Origin of the sequence: Vibrio sp. R78045 (genome assembly GCF_042466085.1) — a bacterium.
GTDB lineage: Bacteria > Pseudomonadota > Gammaproteobacteria > Enterobacterales > Vibrionaceae > Vibrio > Vibrio cyclitrophicus.
Genome location: NZ_JAXHBS010000018.1, coordinates 1,121,120 through 1,137,285 on the forward strand (window position 1 = coordinate 1,121,120; position 16,166 = coordinate 1,137,285).

Sequence of the window (16,166 nt, forward strand, 5' to 3'; positions counted from 1 at the left end):
AAGCAACCGTTTGCGTTATTTTTTTTATCTTTCTGCTCAAATGGAACTTTTGCTGCATTTATCAGCACTTTTACAACTGTTTAATTAAAGCAGCTTTGCCAGTCTTGCGGGGTTTGGTATAAAGGAGCTTCTACTTTTTGAGATTTCATTTTGATGCCTAAATTTACGCTCATCTTTTCGTCTAAATTCCTTCTGATCGCTATCGCTCTGTTTGGGTTAGCGGGATGCCAGATTGAATCTGAACCTAAAAGTGTTCTTGAGCAGATACGAGACCGTGGCGTTCTTCGTGTCGGCACCTTGAATAACCAACTCTCTTATTACATCGGTCCAGATGGCCCAGCAGGCTTGGATTACGAATTAGCTCGTGAGTTTGCGCAAGAGCTTGGTGTAAAGCTTGAGGTTAAACCCGCTTACCGTTTATCCGGCCTATTCCCAGCGTTACAGAAAGGCGAAATCGATCTTATCGCAACTGGGTTAACGCAAAATAGTAACCTGACACGCGCTTATCGCGCTGCGCCAGCTTATTATTATGTAAGCCAACAAGTCGTGTACAAAAAAGGCCAGTGGCGACCAAGAAACCTTGAGCAACTGATCAAGTTTGAAAATGAACGTCAGGCTGAGTTTGAAAAAGCACAAACTGAATCAGAAGAGGCGTCATCAAGCGAAACACTGACCCCCTCTTTAATTGTAGTAAAAGACTCACACTTCGAGCCAACACTAAAACAGCTACAGAACACACATGATGACTTTACCTACGATGCGGTCGGTAATGCGGACGTCAACGACCTACTAAAAGAAGTCTCGACAGGAGAGCGACTGTTTACCGTTGCAGATTCAATTGAGCTTTCATTGGCGCAACGTTTGTATCCAGAGGTCGCTCTCGCTTTTGAGCTAACAGAAGACCAACCTATCTCTTGGTACTTACAGAAATCTGAAGACGAAAGCCTGTATGCTTTACTGATTGAATTCTTCGGCAACCTAAAACAATCTGGTGAGCTCGCATCACTCGAAGAGAAGTATATAGGTCACATTGGTACCTTTGATTACGTTGATACTCGCGCCTTTATCCGTGCACTGGATAGCAAACTGCCAAAATGGTCGCCACTCTTTCAGGAATACTCTCAAGAGTTTGACTGGCGCTTGATTGCCGCTTTGGCATACCAAGAGTCACACTGGAATCCTGTTGCTCGCTCACCAACCGGTGTACGTGGCATGATGATGCTGACGCTACCCACAGCGAAAAGCGTTGGCGTGACTAACCGTCTTGACCCTAAACAGTCGGTACAAGGTGGTGTTGAATACTTGCGTCGTATCGTTAACCGAGTTCCAGACTCAATCACCCAACACGAAAAAATCTGGTTTGCCCTAGCCTCATATAACGTCGGTTACGGACATATGATGGATGCTCGTCGCTTAACCAAAGCGCAAGGTGGCGATCCTGACGCTTGGGGTGATGTAAAAGATAGGTTACCTCTGCTAAGACAAAAGAAATATTACAGCCAAACTCGGTACGGGTATGCACGTGGTGATGAAGCTAGGAACTACGTAGAGAACATTCGCCGTTATTACCAAAGCATTATTGGTCATGTAAATAAGCGAAATAAAGAACAAGAGGCTAACCTTGAAGATTTGGTGGTGATCCCACCTCTAGAAATCTCAGGTGCTGAATCGACTATCAGCGCAGCTCAGCCGACAGTCAGCAGTTCAGAATCCTTGCAGTAAAATCCAAAAGAGCAATGCCAATTAGCATTGCTCTTTTTTATTGTCTGCAAGATAAGAAGCAAAATAGCAGAATCTCTGACTGAGTAACTAAGTAACTAGCAACTAAGCAACTGGGGATTCTCACCATAAAACTGTGTTGTGAAATTAGGAATGTCATATTGCAGTAACAATCGAACCTTATAACGGCACACCACAATCAAGATTATGCTCTGTTGAACTTCGATGCTGGCTTTAGACTAGAACTGCTCTTCTAAGTAAGCCAAGCGTACGACAGGCCAAATAAACGAATAACACTATAATTAAATCGTTAGTCCAAATTAAAAAGTCAGACGACAAATAGGAAGTCATTGAAATGATGAAGAACAAGCTGAAATCGAAACGCCTTGATAAGACTGTTGCTGCAAACCGTCGTAAGCGTATGCTTTCAAATAATAAGAAAAAGATCATTTGGCGCAACCGTGCTTTCATGCAGATGATTGCTGAGTAAATGCCATGATGACCAAGTAAGTTTGCTTAGGCACTTAGGCACTTAGGCACTCCTAAAAGATAGAGTGCCTATTTAGATGGGCCTTATTTCTGTCTCGATTCTTCCTCTGAGCGCTCTTGCTTTCTTTTCTCTTTGATCTCTTTTCTACGACGCTTGAAAAACGCCTGCAATTGCTCACGACACTCAGCTTCTAGCAAGCCATGTTCAACGTCGGCATAGTGGTATGAGGCTTGGCTTTCAAACAAATTAAGTACTGTACCTGCAGCTCCCGCCTTTAAGTCTGGCGCTCCAAAGACAATTCGTTTTACGCGGCTGTGTAACAAAGCACCTGCGCACATAGGGCATGGTTCTAAAGTGACGTATAACGTAGTATCAAGTAAGCGATAATTTTCCAAAGCTTGGCCCGCTTTACGTAAGGTTTCGATTTCAGCATGTGCTGTCGCATCGTGGCTGCCAATCGAACGGTTCCACCCTTCAGCGATAATCTCTCCACCTTTAACCAGTATCGCACCAACGGGAACCTCTCCCTCTTTCTCAGCTTGCTTCGCTACCTCGATGGCGCGTCGCATGAAGATTTCATCTTGAGGGCTAAATTGATGATCTGACAAAGGGAACTCCAAAAAGGTAAAGCAAAAAATAGGTATGCCGTGAAGCATACCTAATCTTAGTAATAATGAACAATAGCGAGACAACGAACAATAGCGAGATTAAAGATATTAACGGCAGGCCTGTTCATTGAGTCACTAACGACTAGCGTCGCTAAAGTCGTTGGTTATCGGAGTCGCTTTGACGCTGACAATTCGATTGTTTTCAACCGAGGTAATTTCAAACTGCCATTGCTGATATTCGACAACCTCGCCAACCTCAGGTAAGCGACCAATTAACCAAGAGATTAAGCCGTTCAACGTCTGGAAACCTTCTTTCTCAACTTCTAGCTCTGATAGCTCTAAGCGATTCTTTAGTTCACTGAGCGGGATCAATCCATCCACCAGTAAACCGTCTTCGACTTCCTCAGTCCACAGGTCTTGAGGGTTATTAGACAGCTCACCGGCGATCGCTTCAAGAATGTCATAGTGCGTCACAAGGCCTTGCACATCGCCATATTCATCAACAATAAAGACCATCTCAGCACCTGAACCTTTAAAGTAGCTCAGTAAGCGCAACGCCTTCATCGACTCTGGAACATAGATTGGGGATTTAGAGAGCCCCATAATAACTTGAATACTTAAATTGCCCGCCTGATTCAGCAAAGCTTTGGCTGACACCGTACCGACGACTTGATTAAGGTGGTCTTGGCAAAGTGGAAATACGCTGTGCTTTGATAAACGCAGCTTCTTCAGCAACTGCTCAACAGGTTGGTCAATATCCAGAAAATCGACATCTCGCCGTGGGGTCATCAACGAGCTCACAAGACGATCATCAAGCTGCAAGATATTACGAATCATCTCTTGCTCGCCACGTTCTATCACACCAGATTCAGAGCCTTCTTTCACTAGGGCATGAATGTCATCTTCAGTGACACTATCTTCTTCACCACCACGTCCCATTAATTTGAGAATACCTTCGGTTGAAGCAGACAACGCAAACACAAATGGTGTCGCGATTTTAGATAACCAGAAGATAGGCAATGCGACTAACACGGCGATGTTTTCAGCTTGGGATTGAGCAAAACGCTTTGGCACCAACTCACCCACAACAATCGCGAAATAAGTAATACCAACAACGACGATCGCAGTAGACAGGATATTTGCTTGTGCAGGGTCGAATTCCCAGAGTTCAAGTTGAACGGCCAGTGGCGCAGATAGGGTCGCCTCACCCACAATACCGCTGAGTAGGCCTATCACTGTAATACCAATCTGAATGGTTGAAAGGAAACGAGTGGGATTTTCTTTAAGCTCGAGAGCAACCTGAGCGGAGCGATGTTTTTCGGCTAAGCGTTTCAACCGACTATTCTTTGCTGCTACCAGTGCAATCTCTGACATGGCAAACAGACCATTTAAAACAATTAACCCCACTAAAAGCAGAATCTTCATGTGGCTTGGATTTCCTAATTTTACCGACCAACAATTAGCCGTAATCCGGAGTATAAGCTGAGTGTCTTGATTTTGAATATAAAAAGTTGTGGATATAAAAAGTCTTAGATATAAAAAATAGACAAAAATAGCGAAAAAAAAAGCCCGCACATTTTGGTGCAGGCTTCGATGATTTTATCTTACTAACTTTTTGCTTTTCTTACTTAGCTTACATTGTGTAAGTGTAAGGAGCTTGGATACCTAGTGGGATACCAAGAGCCCAGTAAGCTAGCAAGAAGATTGACCAACCGATTAGCATAGCAATCGAGAATGGCATCATTAGAGAAGCTAGAGTACCGATACCTGTCGACTTAACGTAACGTTGACAGTAAACAACAACCAGTGGGAAGAACACCATCAATGGAGAGATGATGTTAGACACTGAATCACCAACACGGTAAGCCGCTTGAGATAGCTCTGGAGAGATACCCACAACCATTAGCATAGGAACTAAGATAGGACCAATAAGAGCCCACTTAGCTGAAGCTGAACCCACAAGAAGGTTAACTGCAGCCGTTAGTAGAATCATACCAACAACCGTTGCTTCACCTGGAAGGTCCATCGCTTTCAAGCCTTCTGCACCATAAAGTGCCAGCATAGTACCGATGTTTGATTGAGCGAATGCAGATAGGAACTGAGCACAGAAGAACGACATTACAATGTACGCGCCCATCGTTGCCATTGTCTCAGACATTGCTTTGATAACATCATTACTATTCTTGAAAGTACCCGCTACACGGCCGTAGACGATACCTGGAATAATAAACAGGATGAAGATCAGAGGAACAATAGACTTCATTACTGGCGCTGAGAACGCTGTTAGTTCACCTTCAGGCGAACGAAGTGCTGAGTTTTCAGGAACCAAAGCTGCGATAAGTAGACCAATACCCGCAACCATTGCCCAACCAGCAAATTTGAATGCTTTAGATTCAATCGCTGTGAATGTACCTAGGTCAGGTGCCTGTTCTGCATCTTCATCAACAGGTGTGTTAGCAAGACGAGGCTCAATAACCTTCTCTGTTACGTACCAACCGATACCAACGATTAGAACTGAAGATAGGCCAGTAAAAAAGATGTTCGCTAGAGGGTTAACCACGTATGCAGGGTCAAGAACGTTTGCCGCGGTTTGAGTGAAACCTGCTAGTAGCGGATCAATACCTGAAGGAATGAAATTCGCTGAGAAACCACCTGATACACCAGCAAACGCTGCTGCAATACCCGCTAGAGGGTGACGACCCGCTGCGTGGAAGATGATGCCGCCAAGAGGAATGACTAGAACGTAACCTGCATCTGCTGCTGTGTGAGACACGATAGCAACCAAGATTAGCATTGGCGTTAATAGCTTAGCTGGCGTGAAATTAAGCATCTTCTTAAGGCCAGTCGTAATGAAGCCTGAAGAGTCAGCAACGCCAACACCTAGCATAGCAACAAGTACGATGCCTAGAGGTGCGAAACCTGTGAACGTGGTAACCATATTCGCGAGGAAGCTAGCAAGCGCTTCACCAGTGAGTAGGTTGTTAACTTCTAGAGCAGCACCCGTTTGAGGGTTGATTAGATCGAATGAAAGATTCGACAAAAGTGCAGATGCTACCCATACAATAACTAGAGCCCAGAAGAACAGAATTGCTGGATCTGGAATTTTGTTGCCGGCGCGTTCAATGAAGTTTAGAAAGCGGTCCATTCCACTGATCTTCTCAGTCGATGGTGCTTTTTTTACGGCTTGGTTACTCATGGTAACTCCATATGTGATGTTGTTTGTTTAGGCCTAATATAAGTTTGGACCATGGCCTATTGGTGCAGCACATATTCTATTAAAGTCGTCATTAAAAAGCACAAGATTCCATCTTATTTTCCATAAATGGAGACATATTTTGCAAAAATACCATACAACAGCAACAATATAAAAACACAAAACATACCATTCCATATACAGAGTTTTAACTGGTACATAAAGAATGTCCGAGAAGAGCAAACTATCACGACATTGAAGTTATAAACCCAATCAATCGAACTCGCTGTATTTAGAAATCATGGTATGTAATTCGATCTCTTGATTATTACCAAACCGGTCTTCCCATGAGCTTGTTATCTGAACGGTCTTCAGCGCTCCGGATAAACTGTTCGTCACTGTCCAATCAAGTTGATATTTAAAATGCGAGTGATCCATGCCATCAACAATATCCGTAGCAAAATCCGCAGGCGTTATACTCGATAAAGCGGCAGATGCGCCTCGAGTTCTAAACCATTCCAGCTTATTTTCAGCCAAATTCAAAGCTTCTACACTATGAATAGCAAAGTCAGACTTTTGCTCAACATATGTTTGTAACTTAATTAGCCCTAGCGAACCGACTCCTATCAATAAAAATGAAATGAGTACTTCAATTAGGCTAAAACCTTTTTGCTTATAAATCATTCCATGAACCTTTTTGCCATCTTGGCTTAGGTGAAAATTCGAACTCATCAATAACATCTGAATTGAATGAAAAATTCAGAGAGTTATTAAATAGCGCCATTTGCCCTTCTGTATCAAAAAATTGTCCCCCCGTGAAACTGAATGCGCCAGCTTGCGCATAAGTTGCATGATATGGCGTAAGAGTACTTGAAGAACCATACATAGTATTAATTAGGTCACTAAATACTGAATTTACAAAAGGTTTCACTTCCGTCATCGAGTCCCATTGAGAAGGAGTGGGAGAGTAAGTATTATTAAAATGAAAAAATACACCGCTAATATCGCCAGAACCAGTGACCCCAAAAACACCGTCATGAACAAGTAAAAACAAATCGGTTCCCGGGTGTGCAGCCTGTAAATTTACAATATTCGTCACATCAACTGGCGCTAGTTGGCAAGAGCCATCAATCCAAACTTTATTGGGCTGTCCATTCACTATTGAATCAGAAAATTGGCTATAGCAATCAACACTACTAGAAGGCATTGAAACTTTAATAAATTCGTTATCTACATCATCACGAACCTCTTGCCACTTACTTTTATCGACTCCGAAAAAATCTTTAAAAGGGTCGATAGTGTCACCTCGCTGAATATCTAACCCAACATTATGAGAACTTATCACTCCAAAGGAGTTCTCCCATATCCCTGATTTAACAGCTGTCGATGTCTTATGAGAAGGCTTACAATCCTTAGTGGGATCATGCCCGGCTCCTGGAGATTCAATAGAACTACTTACGCCATGATTGGTAATACCAGTCGCAATAAACCTATATTTAACCACTGCCCCGATACACTCATAAGCTTCAGCAGCCGAGTCAAATTCACCAGGGTCTGGTGGTGAAAAAAGTGCTGAGCCAAAAGAAATAACATCAGAAGTCGACTTCATAGCTCCATAACCAACTGAAGATGAAAAGATTATTTTTTTATTAACACTGCTATGACCAACTTGAGAAAGCAAAATTTCAGGGTTTGTAAAGTCAGCATTTAAGGAAGAAAAACTATACGAGTTACAAACTGTCGCTAAATTATTGGGTATTGATTGCAATTTTTGATTAACAATATATGTAAAACCACACTCTAGACCTCCCTCTGCTTCCCAATGTTGCTTGCGCGCTTCTACTTCATTCTGAGATCTTTTTATTTGATAAAAAACAGAGCGATAACTACCAAAAGTCAACATTAACGCAGTAACTAGTAATACACTTGTTGTAAGTAAAACAACCGCACCTTGTTGATTTTTATTCATCGCCAATTCCTATTTTTTACAATCACACTTGATGAATAATTAACGGACGTATCTCCTACTAATTCAGCAGAAATCATAATGGTTGTAATACCTGAACTAACCCCTTGAGATTCAATACTTGACTGATTCGCATGAAAATCAACGACTCTAATTTGATTCGGCTCAAAGATAGAAGAGCACCCACTAATCGCCGCTGATACTGTTTTTACGATACTGGAGGGGCTATCACACACCTTGACCAAACCTGAATCAAATACAAAAGCGACATTTCGAATCTCTGATTGATGAGTGTAAGCATATGCAACCGTTTTTGAATCAGGAGAAATATATAAAGTATCGGTGGAGCCTGATAATTTTAGAGATACACCTGTCCCTCCATCGTAGCCCGCACGCTGGATATCTTCTTTAAAGTATTGAAGAGCTCCTGAAACTTGTTGTAATAGTAATAATTCTTTACTTCTCTCGGATGCGATGTTTTGTCCGGATATAAATACCGACCCCACACTTCCAATAACGACAATTCCCAAAATGGAAGAGATCATAAATTCGACTAATGTTGCACCGAACTGCTGCCTCCTAAGTGCAGATCTGATAACCATAAAAGTCTCCTTCTACACCACAAATTCTCATTCTTCCTGAAGTACGATATGTTATAAGCTTTAAAGGCTTAGAGTTCATATCAAATAAGAGATGGCCATCTTTAGCTTTACCGTTTACTCCACTAAATTTAATTTGTTCAGAACTGTAGTTAACGGTGAAATCTACGTTTCGAAATGAAGCACCTTCCAGTGTAAGAATTGTCGTACCAGTATTCGGAATATCGAATTCGGTCAATTCAATTTTCCAATCACCGGTGTCATTTGAATTACCATTCATTAAAAAATGAGCCCAAAGATCAGTATTTCTCATAACTGCCTCAGATTTTGCCTGCATCATAAAACCATTCAACTCAGTAGCTAACCGTTGCATCTTCACTGTTTCCGAGACAGAACTAAAACTTGGAGCGGCAACAGCCAATAATATAGAGAGCACTGATATGGTTATGAGTAGCTCTAAGAAGGTAAACCCGCGAGACATTTCCCAAATTCCTATGTAAACCGATACGTAACCGTATTTAATCTTGCAAGGATGCTACCACCGAAGAAAAATAGGCTGAATATAGAGAAGGAACTACTCGTGATGATTCGAAAAAATAAATGCAACAACAACAACTTAAGTTGCAAAGGGATGACATTGATCGAACTATTGGTCGCAGTGGCTATTATTGGAGTGCTAACCGCTATCGCCTACCCAAGCTATACCGAACATGTCATTAAATCGCATAGAACAGCAGCATTAGCTGATATGGCAAAAATACAACTCACACTTGAGCAGTCATACAACGGTGTCTATAACTGGGGCAGTATTATTTCAGGAGGGGCTTGTGCTATATGTGAATCACCAAGTGACCGCTATGTATTTTCTGTCGCAAGTTCAAGCAGCATGGCATATACAATAACCGCCACGGCACAGTCAACTAAGGGGCAAAGTGGTGACTCTTGCCTAGGCACTCCCAAAACAATGACGCTCAAATCTTCAGGTGAAGAATCCCCTGTAAATTGCTGGAACTAATAGACGTTAATATCCTTGGTATGAGTAATGAATGACTAAGCATATACATAGCTGCATTTTTTAACTAAACGAGAAGATCAAAAAAGCCTGCACATAGGCAGGCTTTAAAATTTTCAAACCACGATCTAATTACTTAGTAAGGTCATCGAAGAAGTTTTTAACACCGCTGAAGAAACCTTCAGACTTTGGCTTATGTTTGCTTGCTGCTTCGCCACAGCATGTTTCTTCAAACTCACGCAGTAGTTCTTTTTGACGAGAGCTTAGCTTAACCGGTGTTTCAACCACTAGCTTAACGATTAGATCACCCACACTGCCGCCACGAACGCCTTTAACGCCTTTGCCACGCATACGGAACATACGGCCCGTTTGTGTCTCTTCTGGCACCTTAAGGTTTACACGGCCATCCAATGTCGGAACTTCAACTTCACCACCTAATGCTGCCATGGTGAAACTAACTGGTACTTCGCAGTAAAGGTTGTTGCCGTCACGCTCAAAGATGTTGTGCTCTTTTACGTGAACTTGTACGTACAGGTCGCCAGCTGGAGCGCCCTGCTCTCCCGCTTCACCTTCGCCAGATAGACGAATACGGTCGCCAGTATCAACACCAGCAGGGATCTTAACGTTAAGCGTTTTAGTCTTCTGTTTGCGACCTTGGCCATGACATGAGTTACATGGATCCTTGATGATCTTGCCTTTACCATTACAAGTAGGACAAGTCTGTTGAACCGCAAAGAAGCCTTGACGCATTTGTACTTGGCCATGGCCATGACAAGTGCCACATGTTTGTGCTGAAGAGCCCGCTTTAGCGCCACTACCATCACAAATATCACACTCAACAAGTGTTGGTACTTCGATTTCTTTAGAAACACCACGAACCGCTTCTTCTAGAGAAAGCTCCATGTTGTAACGTAAATCTGAACCACGTTGTGCACGCGCTTGACCACCACCACGACGACCACCGCCGAAGATATCGCCAAATACGTCACCGAAAATATCGCCGAAATCACCTTGACCACCGCCGCCGAAACCGCCGCCGCCGCCCATACCGCCTTGTTCAAAAGCGGCATGACCGTATTGGTCATAAGCTGCTTTCTTTTGTGGATCGGTCAGGATCTCGTACGCTACTTTTACTTCTTTAAACTTCTCTGGCGCAGTATCGTCACCTTGGTTACGATCCGGGTGAAACTTCATCGCTAAGCGTTTGTACGCTTTTTTAATATCGCGCTCTGATGCATCGCGGCTTACGCCTAATACTTCGTAAAAATCACGTTTTGACATGTTCTAGGTCACCAAAATAATTGCTACTACCGAATGATCACTTCAGTAGTCTGTGTATCAATCTAGATAAAAGTTCTGTCGGCTGAAATACCGAATAAAGCTATTATCTAGATAGACAAGTCTAAATACAAATTTACGGGCGTTAGAGTTACCTCTGACGCCCGTATATTTAGAAATCGAAAAACGACTTTTTCTAAGCTAAAACACGTTAGTTCAAGGAGAAGGCACGGACTTTCTTAACCAACCAAAAGGTAAGTGTAAGTGAGTACCTTCGACGCAGAAATCACGTGTTATAGCGACGAAAAATTATTTTTTGTCGTCTTTAACTTCTTCAAACTCCGCGTCAACAACATCGTCGTCTTGCTTAGATTGTTCACCAGCGTCAGCACCTGCTTGTTCAGCTTGAGCTTTCTGTTGAGCAATTTCCATTAGCTTTTGAGCAGCTTGCATAAGTTCTTGAACTTTAGCGTCGATAGCTTCTTTGTCGTTACCAGACTTAACTTCTTCTAGTGCCGTGATAGCCGCTTCGATCTTCTCTTTCTCGTCAGCAGGTAGAGCTTCACCAGCTTCTTCTACTTGCTTCTTAGTGCCGTGGATCATTTGGTCAGCTTGGTTACGTGTAGTAACTAACTCTTCGAACTTTTTGTCCGCTTCTTTGTTAGCTTCTGCTTCTTGTACCATCGCTTCGATCTCTTCCTCAGACAAACCGCCTGATGCTTGGATAGTGATCTTTTGCTCTTTACCTGTTGCTTTATCTTTAGCAGATACGTTCAGGATACCATCAGCATCTAGGTCGAATGTTACTTCGATTTGTGGCATGCCACGTGGTGCTGGTTGGATACCTTCTAGGTTGAACTGACCAAGAGACTTGTTGTAAGTCGCTTGTTTACGCTCACCTTGAAGAACGTGAATAGTTACTGCGTTTTGGTTGTCTTCAGCTGTAGAGAACACTTGATCCGCTTTAGTAGGGATAGTTGTGTTTTTCTCGATAAGCTTAGTCATTACGCCACCCATCGTTTCGATACCGAAAGATAGAGGAGTAACGTCTAGTAGTAGAACGTCTTTAACGTCACCAGCTAGTACACCACCTTGAACAGCAGCACCCATTGCAACAGCTTCGTCAGGGTTCACGTCTTTACGTGGCTCTTTACCGAAGAATTCAGTTACTTTAGCTTGAACCATAGGCATACGAGTCTGACCACCAACTAGGATAACGTCAGTGATTTCGCCGACAGATAGGTCAGCATCTGCTAGAGCTACTTTTAGTGGCTCTAGAGAACGTTGAACTAGGTCTTCAACTAGAGACTCAAGCTTCGCACGAGTCACTTTGATGTTCATGTGCTTAGGACCAGTCGCATCAGCAGTAACGTAAGGTAGGTTTACGTCAGTTTGAGTAGTAGAAGAAAGCTCGATTTTCGCTTTTTCTGCTGCTTCTTTAACACGCTGCATTGCTAGTGGATCAGCTTTAAGGTCGATACCTTGCTCTTTCTTGAACTCATCTACTAGGTAGTTGATCATGCGGTTATCGAAATCTTCACCACCAAGGTGAGTATCACCGTTAGTTGAAAGAACTTCGAAAGTCTTCTCGCCTTCTACTTCATCGATTTCGATGATAGAGATATCGAATGTACCACCACCAAGGTCGTATACAGCGATAGTGCGATCACCACCTTGCTTGTCTAGGCCGTAAGCCAGAGCAGCAGCAGTAGGTTCGTTGATAATACGTTTAACATCTAGACCAGCGATACGACCAGCATCTTTCGTTGCTTGACGTTGAGCATCGTTGAAGTAAGCAGGAACAGTTACAACTGCACCAGTTACTTCTTCACCTAGGAAGTCTTCAGCTGTTTTCTTCATTTTCTTAAGAACTTCAGCAGATACTTGAGGAGCAGCCATTTTTTGGCCTTGCGCTTCAACCCATGCATCACCGTTGTCAGCCTTAACAATGTTGAAAGGCATGATTTCGATATCGCGTTGAACTTCTTCATCTTCAAAACGACGACCGATTAGACGCTTAATAGCGAACAGTGTGTTTTGAGGGTTAGTAACAGCTTGACGTTTTGCAGGTTGACCAACTAGCGTCTCGCCTTCAGTGTATGCGATTACCGATGCTGTTGTGCGTTCGCCTTCAGCATTCTCTAGTACGCGTGGTTTGTCGCCGTCAAGAACAGCAACACAAGAGTTAGTAGTACCTAAATCAATACCAATGATTTTACCCATCAGGCCATCTCCGAATATATATTATTTAGTTTTTTGCTATACCCACATATGTGGGGGTGGTAATCAGGGAATCAACCCTAATACACAAAATTAAAGTGCAAATGTAATTTGCTTTCGTATGCACCATAGATAAGGGCTGCAAACTGGTTTTCAAGGGAAAAAGTAAAAAAAATCTGATTTTTTCCCTATCTTTCTGCTTAAGAAGAAAAAGTAGCTCATCCCTTACGGTTTAAGGCGCCAAAGTTGACACATTCATGCGTTCACCTTCAGCAATAAAATAGTCGCCCTATTCTATTTCACATAAAAAAAGACCTTCACTAGGAAGGTCTTTTTCAAATAACGCTTGTTCAGTTAGTTATGGATTCGCAATATTATTGATTGAGAATTAACTGGTAGAAGCTCGCTTGTGTGTAGTCACCCGCTTCCATACCACGCCACTCACATGCCGAACTCGACTTCTTAGTGTTACATTGATTGTATGCACCCGCTTTGAAGTACATCCGATCTTGACCATAGCCAAGATCAACGTCGTGTCCTTGATATTTACCTTTCGCCAGATCAACATCATATGTCTTCACAATTGGATCCGACGAGTTTGGATTCTTAGTAAACGTTAAGTGCATGATGTTATCTTTAATATTTACATCATATGAAAAAACTTCACCTAACTTAATGCCATCGCTAGGGTCAGAACTGCCCTTTTTCAAATTGTATTGACCAAATACATCATGGCGAATGTCTTTACGAAGTTTCTTTCCATTTTCATCTTTCGCGTTTTTCAATTCTTTCGGCGGGTTGAGCTCGTAGTTCCATGTTAATGAACCATGCTCATGCTCTGGTAGTTTACGGTAAACAATTTTAAGAGGTTCATTGTCCGAGCCGTGAATTTGCCCGATGACGACTGAAAATGCGCCTGTTTTATTGTAGTTACCACTGGTACTCACCTGATCGACAGAAAGCGTCGCCGTCATTTGGCCGCCAATAGAGCCAAACTCTTCTGCATTCTTATGGCTCGAAATAGCAAAGTTGTTACTCGGAGCTGAGTAACTATCCGCCAGCATTGCTCTTAGCTCACTACGAGTGTTCTTACTGTTTGGTGTCGTTGGTGCCGTATTCGGAGCCACAAATACCATCGCCCCAGATTCTGCATCAGTGTAGAACCATTTCGGGTGAACGTAAGGTGTGTCTACATTCGACAGTTCTTTCTTACCGATCTCTAGCGTTTTGCCTTTTCTAGATCCTTCGGTCGTTAACTCAGGTAAGTTAATTTTCCATTTAGATAAATCAAAGTTTTGTGCTGGTGCTTTTGCAGGGTCAAGATCAAATTGTTGACCAACATTGATATTTGAAGCGAGAGCTGGAACAGCTAAAAGAGTGGCCGTCAGTAAGCTAAGGTAAGACAACTTCATTATTGGGTTTCCTTTATGTCGTCAGAATGTAGGTTGTCAAAACAATAAAATAATATTGTATTATTATATGTGATCAAGATTAAATATTGAAAATTGATGGCCTATTACGGTGCCAGAAAAAATAAAAAATGAGACTTACACCAGATACTCCCTATCGATTGACTAACCAATTCAACAGATCCGACGCACTTTATGACAGACACAAAAAAGCCCCGCTCTCATTGAGCGAGGCTTCCAATTATCAAATCTTAATTAGGTATTAAGCTTCTGCTTTCTGTAGTTCAGTTTCTTCGTTCTTTTCAACGCCGATTGCGCCTTCAGACTTAGCAACGATAGTGTTAACCGCTGTATCACCTACTACGTTAGAAGAAGTACAGAACATATCGTTGATACGGTCTACTGCAGCAATGATAGCTAGACCTTCTGGTGGTAAACCTAGTTGGTGCAAAAGAACACCGACCATTACAACACCGCCACCCGGAACACCACCAGCACCGATAGACAGTAGCAAGATAGTTAGACCAAGAGTAAAGATGTCAGCAGTGTTGATTGGTTGACCGAATGCGTTTGCTACGAACATTGTCGCTAGTGCGATGTAAATAGATACACCAGACATGTTCATTGTCGCGCCTAGTGGAACACCGAAACCAGCCACTGATTTAGATACACCAAGCTTTTCAGTTAGAGTGCGCATTGTTACAGGAATTGTCGCATTCGAACTTGCTGTTGATAGTGAGAAAAGGATTTGCTCACGGATTGCACGTAGGAATTGCTTAGGTGTAATACCTGTCGCGATGCCAACCATCATTGGGTAGAAGAAGAAAATCCAGAACACTAGCATTGCAACAACCAGTGCTACATAACCAGCTACCGACATTAGCGTGTCTGCATCAAGTGTTGCACCTAGTTGAATCATCAGTGCGAATACACCAAACGGAGCCAGGCTCATTACTAGGCCGATAAGCTTCATCATGATTTCATTAGCCATCTTGAACGTTTTGATCGCTGGACCACCACGTGAGTCAAGCGCTTGAATAGCAAGGCCTGTCAAAATTGCCATGAAGATAATTTGTAGCATGTCGCCACTTGCAAACGCCTGAACAGGGTTGCTAGGAACGATATTTACAACTAGAGAGAAGATATCTGGAGTTTCAGTTGTTGTTAGTTGAACTGTCTCTGAAATCGTACCCGCTAAGTCTGCGCCTGCACCTGGTTGGAAAATAAGGCCAACAGTGAGAGCTGCAGAAATCGCGATGATGGTGTTGATAATGTAAAGAGCAAAAGTTTTACCACCTAGGCGACCGAAAGAACGGATGTCTTTCAATTCAACGATTCCACATACAATAGAAACGTATACCAGCGGAACAACCAATAGTTTGATCAAAGAGACAAACATCCCACCGACACCTTCTGCTAAACCAAGCAGGTAAGTATCGAATACCGCAATACCGCTGAATAGGTACTGAATAGCAGTACCAATAAGTAGGCCAGCAAACAAGCCTACAAAAATCTTACTTGAGAGCGATTTATCCATCGTTCTTCTCCAGTTTGTTGTGTTTGAAATTTGTACTTTTATAGTTATATATGCGACCAAAATCGCTATATTGCAGTGGATTTTACATACAACGATAACAATTAAAAGCATTTATTTACAAAAACATTACAAATG

The 16,166-nt window shown here is 42.5% G+C and carries 14 protein-coding genes; 3 read left to right on the plus strand and 11 right to left on the minus strand.

The window, feature by feature from the left end:
• Window positions 1-153: 153 nt before the first annotated feature.
• Window positions 154-1,722, plus strand: a complete 1,569-nt coding sequence (mltF, locus tag SJY39_RS26845; RefSeq protein ID WP_102305938.1) for a membrane-bound lytic murein transglycosylase MltF — start codon at window positions 154-156, stop codon at window positions 1,720-1,722.
• 352 nt (window positions 1,723-2,074) lie between these two features.
• On the plus strand, window positions 2,075-2,209 hold the full coding sequence (locus SJY39_RS26850) for a hypothetical protein (RefSeq protein WP_010438952.1): 135 nt from the start codon (window positions 2,075-2,077) through the stop codon (window positions 2,207-2,209).
• A gap of 83 nt (window positions 2,210-2,292) precedes the next feature.
• Here the strand turns inward: SJY39_RS26850 and tadA are convergent, their stop codons facing one another.
• From tadA to SJY39_RS26885, 7 genes are all read right to left on the minus strand, one after another.
• Window positions 2,293-2,865, minus strand: coding sequence for a tRNA adenosine(34) deaminase TadA (tadA, locus tag SJY39_RS26855; RefSeq protein ID WP_371956769.1), 573 nt, complete (start codon window positions 2,863-2,865; stop codon window positions 2,293-2,295).
• 87 nt (window positions 2,866-2,952) lie between these two features.
• Entirely contained in the window at window positions 2,953-4,242 is a 1,290-nt protein-coding gene (locus SJY39_RS26860; RefSeq protein ID WP_010438948.1) for a hemolysin family protein, read from the minus strand.
• 208 nt (window positions 4,243-4,450) lie between these two features.
• Window positions 4,451-6,013: an AbgT family transporter gene (locus SJY39_RS26865; protein WP_010438945.1), complete on the minus strand. Its 1,563-nt coding sequence runs from the start codon at window positions 6,011-6,013 to the stop codon at window positions 4,451-4,453.
• Between the two features lie 270 nt (window positions 6,014-6,283).
• Complete coding sequence (locus tag SJY39_RS26870) at window positions 6,284-6,694, minus strand: prepilin-type N-terminal cleavage/methylation domain-containing protein (protein ID WP_016768353.1); 411 nt, start codon at window positions 6,692-6,694, stop codon at window positions 6,284-6,286.
• Entirely contained in the window at window positions 6,684-7,979 is a 1,296-nt protein-coding gene (locus SJY39_RS26875) for a hypothetical protein (RefSeq protein ID WP_102305939.1), read from the minus strand. Before SJY39_RS26875 ends, SJY39_RS26870 begins: the two co-directional genes overlap by 11 nt.
• Window positions 7,976-8,578, minus strand: coding sequence for a PilW family protein (locus tag SJY39_RS26880; protein ID WP_010438939.1), 603 nt, complete (start codon window positions 8,576-8,578; stop codon window positions 7,976-7,978). Before SJY39_RS26880 ends, SJY39_RS26875 begins: the two co-directional genes overlap by 4 nt.
• A complete protein-coding gene (locus SJY39_RS26885) occupies window positions 8,556-9,056 on the minus strand; it encodes a GspH/FimT family pseudopilin (RefSeq protein WP_010438937.1) in 501 nt (166 codons plus the stop codon). Before SJY39_RS26885 ends, SJY39_RS26880 begins: the two co-directional genes overlap by 23 nt.
• 102 nt (window positions 9,057-9,158) lie before the next feature.
• On the opposite strand from SJY39_RS26885, the gene SJY39_RS26890 reads away from it, so the two are divergent.
• On the plus strand, window positions 9,159-9,590 hold the full coding sequence (locus SJY39_RS26890) for a type IV pilin protein (RefSeq protein WP_010438935.1): 432 nt from the start codon (window positions 9,159-9,161) through the stop codon (window positions 9,588-9,590).
• Between the two features lie 129 nt (window positions 9,591-9,719).
• Here the strand turns inward: SJY39_RS26890 and dnaJ are convergent, their stop codons facing one another.
• The 4 genes from dnaJ to SJY39_RS26910 all read right to left on the minus strand — a co-directional run bounded on the left by dnaJ (window position 9,720) and on the right by SJY39_RS26910 (window position 16,031).
• Window positions 9,720-10,868 (minus strand): molecular chaperone DnaJ, encoded by a 1,149-nt coding sequence (dnaJ, locus tag SJY39_RS26895; RefSeq protein ID WP_372264258.1) that lies wholly within the window; start codon window positions 10,866-10,868, stop codon window positions 9,720-9,722.
• Between the two features lie 306 nt (window positions 10,869-11,174).
• On the minus strand, window positions 11,175-13,088 hold the full coding sequence (gene dnaK / locus SJY39_RS26900) for a molecular chaperone DnaK (protein ID WP_010438931.1): 1,914 nt from the start codon (window positions 13,086-13,088) through the stop codon (window positions 11,175-11,177).
• A gap of 371 nt (window positions 13,089-13,459) precedes the next feature.
• A complete protein-coding gene (locus SJY39_RS26905; protein ID WP_390243147.1) occupies window positions 13,460-14,497 on the minus strand; it encodes a polysaccharide lyase family 7 protein in 1,038 nt (345 codons plus the stop codon).
• Between the two features lie 259 nt (window positions 14,498-14,756).
• Window positions 14,757-16,031, minus strand: coding sequence for a dicarboxylate/amino acid:cation symporter (locus SJY39_RS26910; RefSeq protein ID WP_010438926.1), 1,275 nt, complete (start codon window positions 16,029-16,031; stop codon window positions 14,757-14,759).
• Between the last annotated feature and the right edge of the window lie 135 nt (window positions 16,032-16,166).